General features: G+C 64.1%; 20 protein-coding genes. 11 read left to right on the forward strand and 9 right to left on the reverse strand.

Annotated features, from left to right (window positions below):
* Window positions 1-25 precede the first annotated feature (25 nt).
* Together RAC97_RS06320 and RAC97_RS06325 are read left to right on the forward strand one after the other, a co-directional pair.
* A complete protein-coding gene (locus RAC97_RS06320; protein WP_375098409.1) occupies window positions 26-439 on the forward strand; it encodes a hypothetical protein in 414 nt (137 codons plus the stop codon).
* Between the two features lie 46 nt (window positions 440-485).
* Window positions 486-899, forward strand: coding sequence for a hypothetical protein (locus RAC97_RS06325; protein WP_375098410.1), 414 nt, complete (start codon window positions 486-488; stop codon window positions 897-899).
* Window positions 900-934: 35 nt separating this feature from the next.
* On the opposite strand, the gene RAC97_RS06330 is transcribed toward RAC97_RS06325, so the two are convergent.
* Window positions 935-1168, reverse strand: a complete 234-nt coding sequence (locus RAC97_RS06330; RefSeq protein ID WP_375098411.1) for a DUF1161 domain-containing protein — start codon at window positions 1166-1168, stop codon at window positions 935-937.
* Between the two features lie 72 nt (window positions 1169-1240).
* Entirely contained in the window at window positions 1241-1666 is a 426-nt protein-coding gene (locus RAC97_RS06335; RefSeq protein ID WP_375098412.1) for an OsmC family protein, read from the reverse strand.
* Window positions 1667-1821: 155 nt separating this feature from the next.
* On the opposite strand from RAC97_RS06335, the gene RAC97_RS06340 reads away from it, so the two are divergent.
* Window positions 1822-2826, forward strand: coding sequence for an LLM class flavin-dependent oxidoreductase (locus RAC97_RS06340; protein WP_375098413.1), 1005 nt, complete (start codon window positions 1822-1824; stop codon window positions 2824-2826).
* A gap of 113 nt (window positions 2827-2939) precedes the next feature.
* Here RAC97_RS06340 and RAC97_RS06345 read toward each other — a convergent pair whose 3' ends face one another.
* Together RAC97_RS06345 and RAC97_RS06350 are read right to left on the reverse strand one after the other, a co-directional pair.
* Entirely contained in the window at window positions 2940-3161 is a 222-nt protein-coding gene (locus tag RAC97_RS06345) for a DUF1161 domain-containing protein (RefSeq protein WP_375098414.1), read from the reverse strand.
* Window positions 3162-3268: 107 nt separating this feature from the next.
* Complete coding sequence (locus tag RAC97_RS06350) at window positions 3269-3484, reverse strand: dodecin (RefSeq protein WP_375098415.1); 216 nt, start codon at window positions 3482-3484, stop codon at window positions 3269-3271.
* A gap of 150 nt (window positions 3485-3634) precedes the next feature.
* Between RAC97_RS06350 and RAC97_RS06355 the strand changes: the two genes are divergently transcribed.
* Entirely contained in the window at window positions 3635-3958 is a 324-nt protein-coding gene (locus RAC97_RS06355; protein WP_375098416.1) for a YqjD family protein, read from the forward strand.
* On the opposite strand, the gene RAC97_RS06360 is transcribed toward RAC97_RS06355, so the two are convergent.
* A complete protein-coding gene (locus RAC97_RS06360) occupies window positions 3955-4851 on the reverse strand; it encodes a LysR family transcriptional regulator (RefSeq protein WP_375098417.1) in 897 nt (298 codons plus the stop codon). The genes RAC97_RS06355 and RAC97_RS06360 overlap by 4 nt on opposite strands.
* A 173-nt stretch (window positions 4852-5024) precedes the next feature.
* Here RAC97_RS06360 and trpB point away from each other — a divergent pair, with 173 nt between their 5' ends.
* From trpB to RAC97_RS06375, 3 genes are all read left to right on the forward strand, one after another.
* On the forward strand, window positions 5025-6242 hold the full coding sequence (gene trpB, locus RAC97_RS06365) for a tryptophan synthase subunit beta (RefSeq protein WP_375098418.1): 1218 nt from the start codon (window positions 5025-5027) through the stop codon (window positions 6240-6242).
* Window positions 6239-7048, forward strand: coding sequence for a tryptophan synthase subunit alpha (gene trpA / locus RAC97_RS06370; RefSeq protein ID WP_375098419.1), 810 nt, complete (start codon window positions 6239-6241; stop codon window positions 7046-7048). The genes trpB and trpA overlap by 4 nt, the downstream gene beginning before the upstream one ends.
* A 96-nt stretch (window positions 7049-7144) precedes the next feature.
* On the forward strand, window positions 7145-7453 hold the full coding sequence (locus tag RAC97_RS06375; RefSeq protein ID WP_375098420.1) for a hypothetical protein: 309 nt from the start codon (window positions 7145-7147) through the stop codon (window positions 7451-7453).
* 48 nt (window positions 7454-7501) lie between these two features.
* Here RAC97_RS06375 and RAC97_RS06380 read toward each other — a convergent pair whose 3' ends face one another.
* Both RAC97_RS06380 and RAC97_RS06385 read right to left on the reverse strand, forming a co-directional pair.
* Complete coding sequence (locus RAC97_RS06380) at window positions 7502-7837, reverse strand: DOPA 4,5-dioxygenase family protein (RefSeq protein WP_375098421.1); 336 nt, start codon at window positions 7835-7837, stop codon at window positions 7502-7504.
* Between the two features lie 209 nt (window positions 7838-8046).
* On the reverse strand, window positions 8047-8946 hold the full coding sequence (locus tag RAC97_RS06385) for a choline sulfate utilization transcriptional regulator (protein WP_375098422.1): 900 nt from the start codon (window positions 8944-8946) through the stop codon (window positions 8047-8049).
* A gap of 110 nt (window positions 8947-9056) precedes the next feature.
* On the opposite strand from RAC97_RS06385, the gene betC reads away from it, so the two are divergent.
* The 3 genes from betC to RAC97_RS06400 all read left to right on the forward strand — a co-directional run bounded on the left by betC (window position 9057) and on the right by RAC97_RS06400 (window position 13224).
* A complete protein-coding gene (gene betC / locus RAC97_RS06390; RefSeq protein WP_375098423.1) occupies window positions 9057-10574 on the forward strand; it encodes a choline-sulfatase in 1518 nt (505 codons plus the stop codon).
* Between the two features lie 14 nt (window positions 10575-10588).
* Window positions 10589-11518, forward strand: coding sequence for a choline ABC transporter substrate-binding protein (choX, locus tag RAC97_RS06395; RefSeq protein ID WP_375098424.1), 930 nt, complete (start codon window positions 10589-10591; stop codon window positions 11516-11518).
* A 149-nt stretch (window positions 11519-11667) separates the two neighbouring features.
* The gene (locus RAC97_RS06400; RefSeq protein WP_375098425.1) at window positions 11668-13224 is read left to right on the forward strand and encodes a SulP family inorganic anion transporter; all 1557 of its coding nucleotides are present in this window, start codon (window positions 11668-11670) and stop codon (window positions 13222-13224) included.
* 36 nt (window positions 13225-13260) lie between these two features.
* Here the strand turns inward: RAC97_RS06400 and aroE are convergent, their stop codons facing one another.
* Together aroE and hemF are read right to left on the reverse strand one after the other, a co-directional pair.
* A complete protein-coding gene (gene aroE / locus RAC97_RS06405) occupies window positions 13261-14085 on the reverse strand; it encodes a shikimate dehydrogenase (protein ID WP_375098426.1) in 825 nt (274 codons plus the stop codon).
* A gap of 27 nt (window positions 14086-14112) precedes the next feature.
* Window positions 14113-15024: an oxygen-dependent coproporphyrinogen oxidase gene (gene hemF / locus RAC97_RS06410; protein ID WP_375098427.1), complete on the reverse strand. Its 912-nt coding sequence runs from the start codon at window positions 15022-15024 to the stop codon at window positions 14113-14115.
* A gap of 133 nt (window positions 15025-15157) precedes the next feature.
* On the opposite strand from hemF, the gene RAC97_RS06415 reads away from it, so the two are divergent.
* Window positions 15158-16135: an NADPH:quinone reductase gene (locus RAC97_RS06415; RefSeq protein WP_375098428.1), complete on the forward strand. Its 978-nt coding sequence runs from the start codon at window positions 15158-15160 to the stop codon at window positions 16133-16135.
* The last annotated feature ends 25 nt before the right edge of the window (window positions 16136-16160 follow it).

The raw sequence follows: 16160 nt of genomic DNA on the forward strand, positions 1-16160 counted from the left end.
CTACTTGCCAAGGGGAAGTTTCGCCATGCGTACACTGTTTGCCATCGCCATGCTTGGACTGCTGTCCGGTTGCGCAAGCCTGCCGGACCCCGACCCCAACCAGGCCTGGGTCGACCTGGCGCCCCACGGCGACACCTCGCTGCACGCCATGCAGGTGGACGAGCGCGACTGGATCGACAACCGCTATTTCGAAGTGCAGCCCGGCAGCCACGAGCTGACCGTGCGCTACCAGTTCGCCGTGGCGCCAGGCAACATCGGCCCTGGCCAGGAACCGCTGTGGCGCGACTGCCAGCTGAACCTGACCTTCAAGGGCTTCAACGCCGGCCAGCGCTATCGGCTGCAAGCCGGCAGCATCGGCTTCCACCCTTGGCTGAAACTGTATGACGACCAGCAAAAACTGGTAGGTCGCGGTGAGCCAGCAGGCTGCCATCACAGCTGATCAGCGCTATGCTTATCCCTTAGTGAACCGCAAGCGGAGCTCCACCATGCGCCAGCCCATGATGCTGATCGCCCTCAGTGCGTTAGGGGCCTGCGCCAGCCCCTTGCCGCCCAAAGACCCGGAAAAGGCCTGGGTCGACCTGTACACCACCACCCCCGGCCGTACGATCATGGCCGACCGCCTTGACGGCAAGCGCCTGGAAGATGGCCGCTATTTCCAGATCACGCCAGGGCAACATGAACTGGTGGCGCGCTTCGACTACGAAGTCCAGGCCGGCGGCTTCAATGCCGACCCCACCGAACGAATCTGCTACCTGACCGTGCGCTACGACCACTTCAAGGCCGGCGAGCGCTATCGCCTGGAAGCGCGGGCACCGGCCATGCAACCGCAAGTATTGCTCTACGACGGCAACCGCAAGGTGGTGGTGAACGAGCCGAGCAGGGTGTTCTGCGTTCCTTGAAACGCTGACGGCCCCACGCGGGGGCCGTCATGCCTCTAACGGTCGTTCTTCTGGTAGATGATTTTCCGGGTGCCGGCATCGCAGCTGCCGACCACCATGTTGGGGTCCTTCACCTCGGCGTTCGGCACAATCTCCAGGGTATAGGACGGCACACCCGCGGCCTGGATTTTCGCCTCGATCTCGGCCTTGAGTTCCTCGCACGGCTTGACTGCGGCCCACGAAGAAGAAGCCAGCAGGCAAGCCACCACAGCAGTCGCTACACGGATCATGGGAAGGCTCCTGGTAAGGCAGACGCGCTGCCGATGCCCGTTAGACTACAGCAAACCCGCCCCGTTACCGCTTCAGCCCAGCAATGTCGCATCCAGGCTGATCTGCGCGTTCAGCACCTTGGACACCGGGCAACCGGCCTTGGCCTTGTTGGCGATCTCCAGGAACTGCGCCTCGCTGGCACCGGGCACCTTGGCCTTGAGGGTCAAGTGTACTGCCGTGATGGCAAAGCCATCGGCCTGCTTGTCGAGGGTGACCTCGGCGATGGTGTCGATACGCTCCGGGGTCAGCCCCTCCTCTCCCAGCATCATCGACAGTGCCATGGAAAAGCACCCTGCGTGGGCGGCGCCGATCAGCTCCTCGGGGTTGGTGCCGGGCGAGCCTTCGAAGCGGGTGTTGAAGCCATAGGGGTTCTGCTTGAGCGCGCCACTTTCGGTGGACAGCAGGCCCTTGCCGTCCTTCAGGCCACCTTGCCAGATCGCCGATGCTGTCTTTTTCATGATTGCCTCCTGGTCGTTGAGTTTGCGTACCTAAGGGTCAGAGGGCCGCTTCGTACAGCAAGTTCAGAACAATCTGGACCAAGCCATTGAATCTGCCGAATGCGCCCATACAGAGATCAAGAGGCCTATGGCCAACCCATTTTGCGGAGGCTCCCATGACGCTGCTGCGTGACCTGAAGATTTCCACCCTCGACCTGGTGCCAGTGCGCGCCGACAGCGGCCCTGCGCAAGCGCTGCGCAACTCGCTGGACCTCGCGCAGCATGTCGAGCGCTTGGGCTACCACCGCTTCTGGGTCGCCGAGCACCACAACATGGATGGTATCGCCAGCTCTGCCACTGCCGTGTTGATCGGCCATCTGGCCGGTGGCACCTCGACGATTCGCGTGGGCTCCGGCGGCGTAATGCTGCCCAACCACGCGCCGCTGGTAATTGCCGAGCAGTTCGGCACCCTGGCCAGCCTCTACCCTGGCCGCATCGACCTGGGCCTGGGGCGCGCGCCGGGCTCCGACCAGATGACCGCTCGCGCTCTGCGCCGGGAACGCTCCGGCAGCGCCGACGACTTTCCCGACGATGTGGAGGAGCTGTCGCGCTACCTCGGCCCGCGTACACCCGACCAGCAGGTCATTGCCGTGCCTGGCCACGACACCGAGGTGCCGCTGTGGCTGCTCGGCTCCAGCCTGTTCAGCGCCCAACTGGCCGGCATGCGCGGCCTACCGTACGCGTTCGCCTCGCACTTCGCGCCGCGCTACATGCACGAGGCGATCCGCATCTACCGAGACCACTTCAAGCCATCCACCGTGCTGGACAAACCTTATGTGATGCTGGGTGTGCCGATGGTGGTGGCGGAGACCGACGACAAGGCCGAGTTCCTGGCCACGTCGGTATACCAGCGCATCCTCGCGTTGATTCGCGGCCAGAGCCTGATGCAGCGCAAGCCGGTGCCAAGCATGGACGGCCTGTGGCTGCCCCACGAGCGTGATGCGGTGGGCAGCTTCCTGGGCCTGGCGATGATAGGCAGCCCGCAAAAGGTGCGGGGCAAGGTGGAGGTATTGCTGGAGCAGACAGGGGCGGACGAGCTGATCTTTACCTGCGACCTGTACGAGCATGCGGACCGGTTGCGCGCTTATGAGCTGTTGGCGCAGGCGCTGAAGGCCGAGTAAGGCTTCGGTCTTTCAGCGGATTCCTCGCGGGCAAGCCCGCTCCTGCAGGTACCGTGCAGCCTGGAGAACGCCCTGCACCTGTAGGAGCGGGCTGCCCGCGAAGAACACACCGCTCAGCCACGCCGGTAGACGATTTCCTTGGTCCCGGCTTCGCAACTGCCAACGACCTTTCCGGCAGGCTCACCCTTGGCGACGATTTCCAGGCTGTAACCGGAAACCCCTTTGGCATCGAGCTTCTCGGTAATCTCGGCCTTCAGCTCCTCGCATGGCTTACCCGCCGCCATGGCGCTACCTGCCAGCACCATCAAGCCCACTGCTACAAACACTGTTTTCATCGATCGCTTTCCTTGTTCAGAGAAAAAACAGCAAAAAGGTGCCAATTCCCATTGGCACCTCGGATCTATTACCCCATCAAGCGACCACAGGCTATCCCAGCACTGTTTCAGCTATTTGCGATGCGGAAACCGACTTTCAGGGTCACCTGGAAATGCGCGGCCTTGTTGTCGCGAATGTGCCCTCGGGTCTCGATAACCTCGAACCACTCGAGGTGCTTGATGCTCTTGCCGGCCTCGGCCAGGGCGTTGTTGATCGCTTCCTCGATGCTGGTGGGCGACGACCCGACCAGTTCGATCTTCTTGTAGGTGTGGTGATCGGACATGAGAGCTCTCCTTGGATGTAGGGCTGGTTTGAGCCTAGCAGTGCAGGCCAGGTTTACCTGCGAGCCATCGCCGCCCCCGAAAGTTCGATCGCACTTTCAGCGCAGCGGGCAGTCGCAATTCGTACACCTACTCAGCGAAGGAGAGTCCACATGGCCCGCAATGCGTTGCGCAAAACCTCACTGGAAAGCATGGAAGCCGAGATCGAGAGCCTGCTCAAGACCTTGGAAGACCTCAAGCACGATGCTTCGGAAGAGTCGCACAAAACCATGAAGGCGCTGCGCGGCAACGCCCAGAATGCCCTGAAACATTCGCGCAGCCTGCTGGCAGATACCTACGAGGAAGTGAAGACCCGCACCCGCGAAACCGGCATCGCCACCCGCGACTACGCCCAGGAACACCCCTGGACTACCGCGGGCGTAGCCGTTGGCGCCGTCGGCCTGCTGGCCGCCTGGCTGCTGTACCGACGCAACTAATCGGCTTGGCTGTCCAATTCCTGGCGCAACCACTGCGCCAGCTGCTCGGCGCGCCCATCGGCGGCGCGCCGCGGCACCCACAGCGCCAGCGCCGCCGGGGTGGGCGAAAAGCCCCATGGCGCAGCGAGGCGACCCGCTCGCAGGTCGTCCGCTACCAGCGGCTGCGGGGCGATGGCCACGCCCAACCCTGCCACCGCTGCTTCCAGCAGGTAATACAGATGCTCGAACGCCTGGCCGAACGTCAGTTCGCCAGGTGTCAGCGCATGTTGCTCGGCCCAGGTCGGCCAGGCCTGCGGGCGTGAGGTGGTATGCAGCAGCGCCTCGCCCGCCAACGCATTGGCCGGTGCGTCTCGCAACCGCGCGAAACCTGGGCAATGCGGGCTTAACACCGGCCCGATACGCTCCTCGGCCAGCACATGCACCTGCATGTCAGCAGGCCATGGCGGCTCGGCGTACACCAATAGCGCGTCGAGCCCCGGGCGGCGTGGGTCCAGGTCGCCTTCCCCGGCAGAAAGGTGCAGGCGCAATTGCGGAAGGTCGGCATTCAAGCGCCCAAGGCGCGGAATGAACCAGCGCGCCAGCAGGCTGCCGGAGCAGCCCAGGACGAAGGGCGCCTCTTGGACATCACGGCTGAGTTCGGCGCACACCCCACGCAGACGGTCGAACGCCTCGAAGCTGGCGTCGCGCAGACGGATGCCGGCATCTGTGAGTTTGATGCCACGGCCATCCTTGACGAACAGCGCCACGCCCAGGTGCTCTTCCAGCACCTTTATTTGCCGGCTAACCGCGCCATGGGTCACGTGCAGCTGTCCCGCAGCCTGGCTGACACTGTTCAGCCGGGCGGTGGCCTCGAAAGCTCGCAGGGCGTTGAGGGGAGGGAGATCCTGGCGCATTGTATTGGTGAGTTTTCCTGACAGGTTCGCGCAATCTTATCGGTTTTCAGCAGGCGATGCGCTGGGTAGAGTAGGCCCATCGATCAACGGTGTTCTCTTCGCGGGCTTGCCCGCGAAAGAACCGCCCCGGACTCAAGCCCAACCACCCAATTTCAACGCCCCTGGAGCGCCCCATGACCCAGTCCCAATACCGCCCCGGCCCCGATGCCAACGGCCTGTTCGGCTCGTTCGGCGGCCGCTACGTGGCCGAGACCCTTATGCCCCTGGTCCTGGACCTGGCACGCGAATACGAAGCGGCCAAGGCCGACCCCAAGTTCCTCGAAGAACTGGCCTACTTCCAGCGCGACTACATCGGCCGCCCCAACCCGCTGTATTTCGCCGAGCGCCTCACCGAGCATTGCGGCGGCGCGAAGATCTTCTTCAAGCGCGAAGAACTCAACCACACCGGCGCGCACAAGGTGAACAACTGCATCGGCCAGGTGCTGCTGGCCAAGCGCATGGGCAAGAAACGCCTGATCGCTGAAACCGGCGCCGGCATGCACGGCGTGGCCACCGCCACCGTCGCTGCGCGCTTCGGCCTGCCCTGCGTGATCTACATGGGCGCCACCGACATCGAGCGTCAGCAGGCCAACGTGTTCCGCATGAAGCTGCTGGGCGCCGAGATCGTTCCGGTCACTGCCGGCACCGGCACCTTGAAGGACGCCATGAACGAGGCCCTGCGCGACTGGGTCACCAACGTCGAAGACACCTTCTACCTGATCGGCACCGTGGCCGGCCCGCACCCTTACCCAGCCATGGTCCGCGACTTCCAGTCGATCATCGGCAAGGAAACCCGCGCCCAGCTGCACGAGAAGGAAGGCCGCCTGCCGGACAGCCTGATCGCCTGCGTCGGCGGCGGCTCCAATGCCATGGGCCTGTTCCATAACTTCCTCGAGGACGAAAGCGTGCAGATCGTCGGCGTCGAAGCCGGCGGCCATGGCGTGCACACCGACAAGCATGCCGCCAGCCTGAACGGTGGAGTACCGGGTGTGCTGCACGGCAACCGTACCTACCTGCTGCAGGACAACGACGGCCAGATCACCGACGCCCATTCGATTTCCGCCGGCCTGGACTACCCCGGCATCGGCCCGGAGCACGCCTACCTGCACGAAGTGAAGCGCGTTGAATACGTCAGCATCACCGACGACGAAGCGCTCGACGCCTTCCACGCCACCTGCCGCCTCGAGGGCATCATCCCGGCGCTGGAAAGCTCCCACGCCTTGGCCGAGGCCATCAAGCGCGCACCGACCCTGCCCAAGGACCATCTGATGGTGGTGTGCTTGTCTGGCCGTGGCGACAAGGACATGCAAACCGTGATGAACCACATGGCTGCCCAGGAGAACCAGGCATGAGCCGTCTTGAACAACGTTTCGCCGAGCTGAAGGCCGAAGGCCGCTCGGCGCTGGTCACCTTTGTCACTGCGGGCGACCCTGGCTACGACGCCTCCCTGGCGATCCTCAAGGGCCTGCCTGCTGCGGGCGCCGACGTGATCGAACTGGGCATGCCGTTCACCGACCCGATGGCCGACGGCGTAGCGATCCAGCTCGCCACCCTGCGCGCCCTGGAAGCCGGCCAGACCCTGGCGAAAACCCTGCAGATGGTCCGCGAGTTCCGCGTTGGCGACCAGACCACGCCGATCGTACTGATGGGCTACTACAACCCGATTCACCGCTTTGGCGTAGAGCAGTTCGTCGCCGAGACCAAGGAGGCGGGGGTCGATGGCCTGATCATCGTCGACCTGCCACCCGAACACGATGCCGAACTCGCCACCCCGGCCCAGGCCGCAGGCATCGACTTCATCCGCCTGACCACGCCGACCACCGACGACGCCCGCCTGCCGCGCGTGCTCGAGCGCAGCTCGGGGTTCGTCTACTACGTGTCGGTAGCGGGTGTGACCGGTGCAGGTTCGGCCACCACCGAGCATGTGACCGAAGCCATCGCCCGCCTGCGCCGCCATACCGATTTGCCGATCAGCGTCGGTTTCGGGATCCGCACGCCAGAGCAGGCGGCGGCCATCGCCAAGTTGGCGGATGGCGTGGTGGTGGGTTCGGCACTGGTCGACAAGGTCGCCCAGGCCAAGGATGCCGACCAGGCCGTGGGCGACGTGCTGAGCCTGTGCTCGGCGCTGGCTGAAGGTGTACGCGGCGCTCGTCGCTGAAAGCTTGCGCCCGTCACCTGGCATTTTTGCCAGTAGCGCAGGAAAAACCTGAAATCGCATGATGAGCTTTCCAACTTTGCTGAAGGAATAGCTGTCATGCGATTGATCGGAACTGCTCTAGTGGCGCTGTTGATGATGGGTAATGCCGTTGCGGCAACTTGCCCAGCTTCAAAAGATATCAAAGAGGCCAGCGCACCTAGCTCTGAGGACGGTTTTGAGGGTTACGCGTATACCGCCGAGAACGGAAAGTGGCGTGGCTTTGCACCTAACCCCGACGATGATGGGACCAAGGAAGTCGAGCTGGAAACCCTGAAGCTCGATAGCGCCAATAACCCCGATAACCCGACTGTTTGTCGGTATACGGACGGGAAAGGCGGCGGTTTGAGCCTGTCCATCAAGAAGTGATCGGTATGTGGGCAACGGGCTTAATGCTCGTTGCCCATGGCTCAAGGTTCAGGCCTTAGAGAAGATCGACAAGTCCAGCGGCCTGATCGCCCCCATCCAGATGGCATGGTCGCGGTGGTCTGCCAGTTCATCGCCAGTCAGCGGGTGCAGGAACACCACCAACCCCTTGCGGTTCAACGCCAGCCACGGCAACACCATCCCCATCACCTCCGGCCCGAAGGCCAATTGGCAACTCCAGTCTGGGTGCGGGCCGACCGGTTTCTGGTGCATACGGCCCATGGTCACGGGGAATAGCTTGGCGGCCGCCTCGCACAGTTCGCGGGCCTGATCCAGGGTCGATGCATCGTAGTAGACGTGGGCGTGGTAGCCCTTGATTCCGTGCACGCTGGCTCCGGGGTCGCTGGGAAACAGGGTAAGACTATACGCCGCTGGCCCTGCAGGCTCCCGTTTTAAAGAACAAAACAATCCCTGTGGGAGCGGGTTCACCCGCGAATACCGGCGAAGCCGGTGCCCCCTGCACTGCGGTGTCCTTTTCGTGGGTAAACCCGCTCCCACACGAACAGTGCGAACCTTGTGCTTCTGGGTTAAGGCCCTCAAACCCCCCGCTCGTGCTCCAGCCAGTCAACGAACCGCTGGATCAACGCCCCACGTCGCTTGCGCGGCGGCAGCACCACGTAATATCCCCGCTGCGACCGCAAACTCCCCTCCAACGGCCGGCACAGCAAGCCTTGCTCCACCAACCCATCGACCAAATGCCCCCAGCCGATCGCCACGCCCTGGCCCGCAATCGCCGCCTGGATCAACAACGTGTAGTTGTCGAAGCGCAACTGGCCCGCTGGCGGCGGGCTGCTAACGCCAAGCCCCTTGAACACCCCCGCCCAGTCGAACCAGCGGCTCGCCTGTTCACCTCGCAGATGCAGCAACGGCAAACGCTGCAACGCTTCGGCCGATAACGCCTGGGCGGCTGCCAAGCGCGGGCTGCACACCGGGAACACTTCCTCATCGAACAGCCAGCGGCTCTCGCCCTGGGGAAAACGCCCGTCGCCAAAGAACACCGCCACGTCGATGTCTGGGCGCAACATGCCCTGGCTGCGTTCGCCGGTCACCAGGCTCACATCGACCTGTGGATAAGCCTGGTGAAAGCGCTGCAACCGGGGCATCAGCCAGAACGAGGCGAAGGCGAAGTCGGTGGCCACCTGCAATACCTCGCGCTGGCCACGCCCGCAGGCCTGGGCGATGCCATCGTCCATGGCCTGCAAGCCTTGGTGCACCTGCTCGAACAGCAACTGGCCGGCCTCGGTCAGCTCGATACCCCGGTAGATGCGGTCGAACAACCGTGTGCCCAACTGCGCCTCCAACCGCTTCACCTGCTGGCTCACCGCCGGTTGGGTAGTGCCCAGCTCCAGCGCCGCCGCCGTGAACCCACGCAGGCGCGCGGCGGCCTCGAACACGCGCAGGGTATCCAAAGACAACTCGGCAATGTGCTCAAACATAAGCGCGGCTAATCCCAGTCATTGCCCGGCATGGGCTTTACCCATGTTATCCGCAGCAGCATCCTCGTTCGCAAGCGGTTACCCATAATCTTCGACGATGGAAGGCAGACATGAAGCGCCCCAACATCCTGTTCATCATGGCCGACCAGATGGCCGCACCCTTGCTGCCGATCTACGGCCCATCGCCGATCAAGATGCCGCACCTGGCCAAGCTCGCCGAGCAGGCCGTGGTGTTCGACGCCGCCTACTGCAACAGTCCCTTGTGCGCGCCGTCGCGCTTCACCCTGGTCAGCGGCCAGCTGCCCAGCCGCATCGGCGCCTACGACAACGCCGCCGACTTTCCCGCCGACGTGCCCACCTACGCCCACTACCTGCGCCGCCTCGGCTACCGCACCGCGCTTTCGGGCAAGATGCACTTCTGCGGCCCCGACCAGTTGCACGGCTACGAGGAACGCCTGACCAGCGACATCTACCCCGCCGACTACGGCTGGGCCGTGAACTGGGACGCCCCCGACGAGCGCCCTAGCTGGTACCACAACATGTCGTCAGTGCTACAGGCAGGGCCCTGCGTACGCACCAACCAGCTGGACTTCGACGAGGAAGTGGTGTTCAAGGCGCGCCAGTACCTCTACGACCACGTGCGCGAGAACGATGGCAGGCCGTTCTGCCTGACCGTGTCCATGACCCACCCCCACGACCCCTACACCATTCCCAAGCGCTACTGGGATCGCTACGAGGGTGTGGATATCCCTTTGCCGCGCGACACCTTCGCCCAGCACGAGCAAGACCCCCATTCCCAGCGTCTGCTCAAGGTCTACGACTTGTGGGACAAGCCGCTGCCTGTGGACAAGATCCGCGACGCCCGCCGCGCCTACTTCGGCGCCTGCAGCTACATCGACGACAACATCGGCCAGCTGCTGCAAACCCTGGAGGAATGCGACCTGGCCGACGACACGCTGATCGTGTTCTCGGGCGACCATGGCGACATGCTTGGCGAGCGCGGGCTCTGGTACAAGATGCACTGGTTCGAGATGTCGGCGAGGGTACCGCTGCTGGTGCACGCGCCCAAGCGCTTCGCCCCGGCGCGGGTGGCGGCCAGCGTCTCGACCTGCGACCTGCTGCCAACGCTGGTGGAAGTGGCCGGTGGCAGCGTAGAACCCAGCCTGCACCTGGACGGCCGCTCGCTGCTCGGGCATCTGCAAGGGCAGGGCGGCCATGACGAGGTGATCGGCGAATACATGGCCGAAGGCACCGTCGGCCCGCTGATGATGATTCGCCGTGGCCCCTACAAGTTCGTGTACAGCGAAGAGGACCCATGCCTACTCTATGACCTGAGCCGCGACCCGCACGAGCGGGAGAACCTCACCAGCAGCCCGGACCACCAGGCGCTGCTGCAGGCATTCGTCGATGAAGCCCGGCAACGCTGGGATATCCCCACCCTGCGCAAGCAGGTGCTGGCCAGCCAGCGGCGCCGCCGCCTGGTGGCCCAGGCGCTGTCCATCGGCAAGCTGAAAAGCTGGGACCACCAACCCCTGGTGGACGCCAGCCAACAGTACATGCGCAACCATATCGATCTCGACGACCTCGAGCGCAAGGCACGTTACCCACAGCCCGCATCCATGGATTGAGTAGAGAGGCCGCAATGAAGAAGTTCTCCACAGCCCTGATCGCCCTGGCCCTGAGCCTGGGCGGCACGGCGGCCCGCGCCGCCGACAGCGACGCGCAATGCAGCACCGTGAAGATGGCCGACCCCGGCTGGAGCGATATCGCTTCCACCAACGCCATCGCCAAGCTTTTGCTGGAAAGCCTGGGGTACCAGGTGAAGATCGACAGCCTGGCCGTCCCGATCATCTATGGCGGCCTCAAGGATGGGCGCATCGACGCGTTCCTCGGCAACTGGATGCCCGCCCAGCAGGGCTTCCACGACAAGTTCATCGCCAATGGTGACGTCAAGCAGCTGGCCCGCAACCTCGAGGGCACCGAGTTCACCCTGGCAGTACCCGACTATGTGTGGAATGCCGGCGTGAAGGATTTCGCCGACCTGCAGAAGCACGCCGACAAGTTCGACAAGAAGCTCTATGGCATTGGCTCGGGCGCACCGGCCAACCTGTCGCTCAAGGAAATCATCGAAAAGAACGAGTTCGACCTGGGCCAGTGGAAGCTGGTGGAATCCAGCGAGCAGGCGATGCTTGCCCAGGTGCAGCGCGCGGTGCAGAAGCAGCAGTTCATCACCTTCCTCGGCTGGACCCCGCACCCAATGAACGTGAAGCTGAAGATGCACTACCTCACCGGCGGCGAGAAGTGGTTCGGCAGCAAGGGCGACGTCTACACCCTGGTGCGCAATGGTTATCCACAGGCTTGCCCGAATGCTGCGAAATTGCTCGGTAATCTGAAATTCTCGCTGGAGATGGAGAATGCGATCATGGCCGAGGTCGTGGATAAGAAGGTGAGCTTCGATGACGCGGCGAAGGGCTGGGTCAAAGCCAACCCCCAGTTGCTGGAAGGCTGGCTGGCGGGGGTGACCACCAAAACCGGCGGCGACGCCCAAGAGGCCGTCAAAGCTAGACTCTGATTTTCCAAACGACACATCACCCTGTGGGAGCGGGTTTATCGGGGCGCCGAACCGCCGCGAACACCGGCGAAGCCGGTGTCATACACCGCGCTGCTTTCTTCGCGGGTAAACCCGCTCCTACAGGGGGCCAGTAACCTCAAGGAAATTCCATGACCCACCTGCTCCCGTTCCTGGCCTGGCTCCCCCGGCAATCGCGCCGCAGCCTGGGCCAGGACCTGTTGGTGGGCCTGAGCGGCGCGGTTCTCGCGCTGCCCCAATCCATCGCCTACGCCCTGATCGCCGGCCTGCCCGCCGAATACGGCCTGTACGCGGCCATCGTGCCGGTGCTGGTGGCCTGCCTGTGGGGTTCGTCCTGGCACTTGATCTGCGGCCCGACGGCAGCCATTTCCATCGTCCTCTATGCCAGCGTCAGCCCGCTGGCCATGACCGGCAGCCAGGACTACATCACCCTGGTGCTGCTGCTGACCTTCCTCGCCGGGGCCTTCCAACTGCTGTTGGGGCTGCTGCGCTTCGGCGCACTGGTCAACTTCGTCTCCCATTCGGTGGTGCTGGGCTTCACCCTCGGTGCAGCGGTGGTGATCGCCCTGGGCCAGCTACCCAACCTGCTGGGCATGGACCTGCCCAGCCAGGCCACCGCCTTGAAAACCGCCCAGGAGCTATTCAACCACGCGGGTGAAGTGGACCTGCCGTCGCTGGTCCTGGGCACAGCGACTCTGGCCATCGGTATCGCCATCAAGCTGCTGCGCCCGCGTTGGCCCGCCCTGTTGATAAGTCTGCTGCTGGTATCGCTGACCGCGTGGCTGCTGCCCAGCTATTTTGCCCACGTTGCGCGCGTACCTGGGTTCACAGGCCAGTTGCCGCCGCTAAGCCCGCTGCCGTTGTTCGACCTGGAGCTGATCCTGCGCCTGTTGCCCAGTGCTGTGGCGGTGGGCATGCTCGGGCTGGTCACCAGCCTGTCGATCGCTCGTTCGCTGTCGGCGCGCTCCGAGCAACTGATCGACGCCGACCAGGAAATTCGCGGCCAGGGCCTGTCCAACCTGATCGGCGCGTGGTTCTCCGGTTACCTGTCGGCGGGCTCGTTCACCCGCTCTGGCCTGAGCCTGGATGCTGGGGCTCGCTCGCCCATGGCCGGGGTGTTCTCGGCGCTGTGGGTGGCGGCGTTCGCGGTGGCGAGTGCGGGGTTGATCGCGCATCTGCCGATTCCGGCGATGGCCGGCAGCATCCTGTTGATCTGCTGGGGGCTGGTGGACCATCGTGGCATCCGCGCGTTATTCCGGGTGAGCCGCTCAGAATTCCTGGTCATGGCCCTCACTGCCGCCGCCACGCTGCTGCTGGAGTTGCAGACGGCAATCTACGCCGGAGTGCTGGCATCGCTGTTCTTCTACCTCAAGCGCACCTCACGGCCCCGGGTGCAGCACAGCCGGGAAGGGCAGGTGGATGTGCTGCGAGTCGGCGGTTCGATCTTTTTCGGCGCAGCGCATTACCTGCAAGTGCGCTTGCAGCGCTGCCAGGGGCCGGATGTGGTGATCGACGCAAGGCAGGTGAATTTCATCGATTATTCTGGCGTGGACATGCTGCACCGCGAGGCGCGGCGGTTGTTACGGGCAGGGGGGAGCTTGACCTTGCAGCGGGCGCGGCCGCAGGTGGTGGAGGAATTGCAGAAGCTGGAGGGCGCCGAGTTGTGCCCTATTCGTTTCGAGGAATAGTCATTGGGGCCGCCTTGCGGCCCCAGAATCTCTAGTTCAACCGCGCGCCAACTGCCTACGCAGCTCATCCAGCACCGGCCCGGTGTCTGGCCGAACCCCACGCCACACGAAGAACGCCTCGGCCGCCTGCTCGGCCAACATGCCCAGCCCATCCAGCACCTTCGCCGCACCCAGCTTGCTGGCCCACTGGCAGAACGGCGTGGGCTCCTTGCCGTACATCATGTCGTAGCACACCGTGCGCCCGGCCTCGACCAGGCTTTCGGCAATCGGCGGCAACTCACCGGAAAGGCTCGCCGAGGTGGCATTGATGATGACGTCCACCGGCTCGCGCAACCAGGCGAAACCGCTGGCCACCACCGGGCCCAGCTCGTCGAATTCATGGGCCAGTTGCTCGGCCTTTTCCACCGTGCGGTTGGCCACCACCAGCGACTGTGGGCGGTGCGCGAGGATCGGCTCCAGCACGCCGCGCACCGCCCCCCCGGCGCCCAGAATGAGAATACGCTTGCCCGCCAGCTCCACCCCGGCATTCACCGTGAGGTCGCGTACCAGGCCAGCGCCATCGGTGTTATCGCCCAGCAGCGTGCCGTCGGCCTGCTTCACCAGGGTATTCACCGCGCCCGCGCGCTGGGCGCGTGGGGTGAGGTGGTCGCACAGGCGGAACGCTTCCTCCTTGAACGGCACGGTCACGTTGGCGCCGCTGCCTTGCTTGAAGAAGCCACGGGCGCAATCGCTGAACTCGTCCAACGGCGCCAGCAGCGTGTTGTAGTCCAGGGCCTGGCCGGTCTGGTCGGCAAACAGGCGGTGGATCAACGGCGACTTGCTGTGGCCAATGGGGTTACCGAAAACGACGTATTGGTCCATGGGGTGTGCTCGGTTATCCACTGGGGTTTACTGGGCAAGCCAGTCGCGGTCGGTGAGGAAATATTCGGTCAGGCGCGCTTCTTCGCTGCCGGGCGCTGCCTTCCAGTCGTAGCCCCAGCGTACCTGGGGTGGCAGCGACATGAGGATCGACTCGGTACGCCCGCCCGATTGCAGGCCGAACAGCGTGCCCCGGTCGTACACCAGGTTGAACTCCACGTAGCGGCCGCGACGGTATTCCTGGAACTCGCGCTGCTGCGCGGTGTAAGGGGTGTTCTTGCGGCGCTGGATGATCGGCAGATAAGCCTCGACATAGGCATCGCCAATCGCGCGGATGAAAGCGAAGCAGGTATCGAAATCCCACTCGTTGAGGTCGTCGAAGAACAACCCGCCGATGCCACGTGGCTCGCCGCGGTGCTTGAGGTGGAAATAGCGGTCGCACCAAGCCTTGTAGCGCGGATAGACGTCCGCACCGAACGGCGCGCAGGCCCGCTCGGCGACGCGGTGCCAATGGATGCAGTCTTCTTCATTGCCGTAGTACGGGGTCAGGTCGAAGCCGCCGCCGAACCACCACACAGCCTCTTCACCTTCTTTCTCGGCGATAAAGAAGCGCACGTTGGCATGGGATGTGGGCACATGCGGGTTGTGTGGGTGAATCACCAACGAAACCCCCAATGCCTCGAAGCCACGGCCCGCGAGCTCAGGGCGGTGGGCACTGGCCGAAGGCGGCAGGCCGGCACCGAACACGTGGGAGAAATTGACCCCGCCTTTTTCCACTACCTGGCCTTCGCTGATGACCCGCGTACGGCCCCCGCCACCGGCTTCGCGCACCCAGGCGTCCTCGACGAAGCGCGCGCCGCCGTCTTCGTTCTCGATGGCAGTGCAGATGCGGTCTTGCAGGTCGAGCAGGTAGGCCTTCACGGCCTCGGTACGGCTGGTCATCGGGTCACCTGGCAGGGCAGTGAAGAATTTCGCCGCGTAGCATACCACCGGCAAGTGGCCCCCCGCAGTTGACGCCGATCAGGCAAAGGCGTCCGATAGAGGGCCTTTGAGATCGCGACGACAGGAGTGTGTGATGGCCAAACGAATTCAGTTCAGCCAGCATGGCGGCCCGGAAGTCCTGCAACTGGTCGAGTTCGACCCGGCACCGCCCGGCCCACAGCAGGTGCGCGTACGTAACCACGCCATCGGCCTGAACTTCATCGACACTTATTTCCGCAACGGGCTCTACGCACCGCCTGCGCTGCCCTCAGGCCTTGGCACTGAAGGCGCCGGGGTGGTCGAGGCCGTGGGCGAGGGTGTCAGCCGGTTCAAGGTCGGCGAGCGCGTGGCCTACGCGGGTGGGCCGCTGGGGGCATACAGCGAGGTGCATACACTGCCGGCGGCCAACCTGGTGAAGCTGCCCGAGAGCGTCAGTTTCGAACAGGCCGCGGCAGTGATGCTCAAGGGCCTGACCGTGCAGTACCTGTTCAAGCAAACCTATGCCGTGCAGCCTGGTGAGGTGATTCTGTTCCATGCCGCCGCCGGTGGCGTCGGCTCGCTGGCCTGCCAATGGGCCAAGGCCTTGGACGCCAAGCTGATCGGTACCGTCGGCAGCGCCGAGAAGGCCGAACGGGCCAAGGCGCTGGGTGCATGGGCGACTATCGACTATAGCCACGAAGACGTGGCCCAACGTGTGCTGGAGCTGACCGACGGGCAGAAGTGCGCGGTGGTGTACGACGGCGTGGGCGCCGAAACCTGGCTGACCTCGCTGGACTGCCTGAAGCTGCGGGGGCTGATGGTGAGCTTCGGCAACGCCTCGGGCGCGGTGAGCGGGGTTAACCTTGGGATTCTGGCGCAGAAGGGCTCGCTGTATGTCACCCGGCCTACCTTGGCCAGCTATGCCAACAATGCCGAGAACACCCAGGCGATGGCCGATGACCTGTTCGCCATGATTGCCAGTGGCAAGTTGGTTGTGGATATCCAGCAGCGTTATCCGCTAACTGAGGCGGCGAAGGCGCAGACCGAGTTGTCGGCGCGACGCACCGTAGGCTCGACTGTGCTGTTGCCCTGATTCGCACGCTCCCTGTAGGAGCGGG

The sequence above is a fragment of the Pseudomonas sp. LS_2 genome (assembly GCF_042709235.1).
GTDB lineage: Bacteria > Pseudomonadota > Gammaproteobacteria > Pseudomonadales > Pseudomonadaceae > Aquipseudomonas.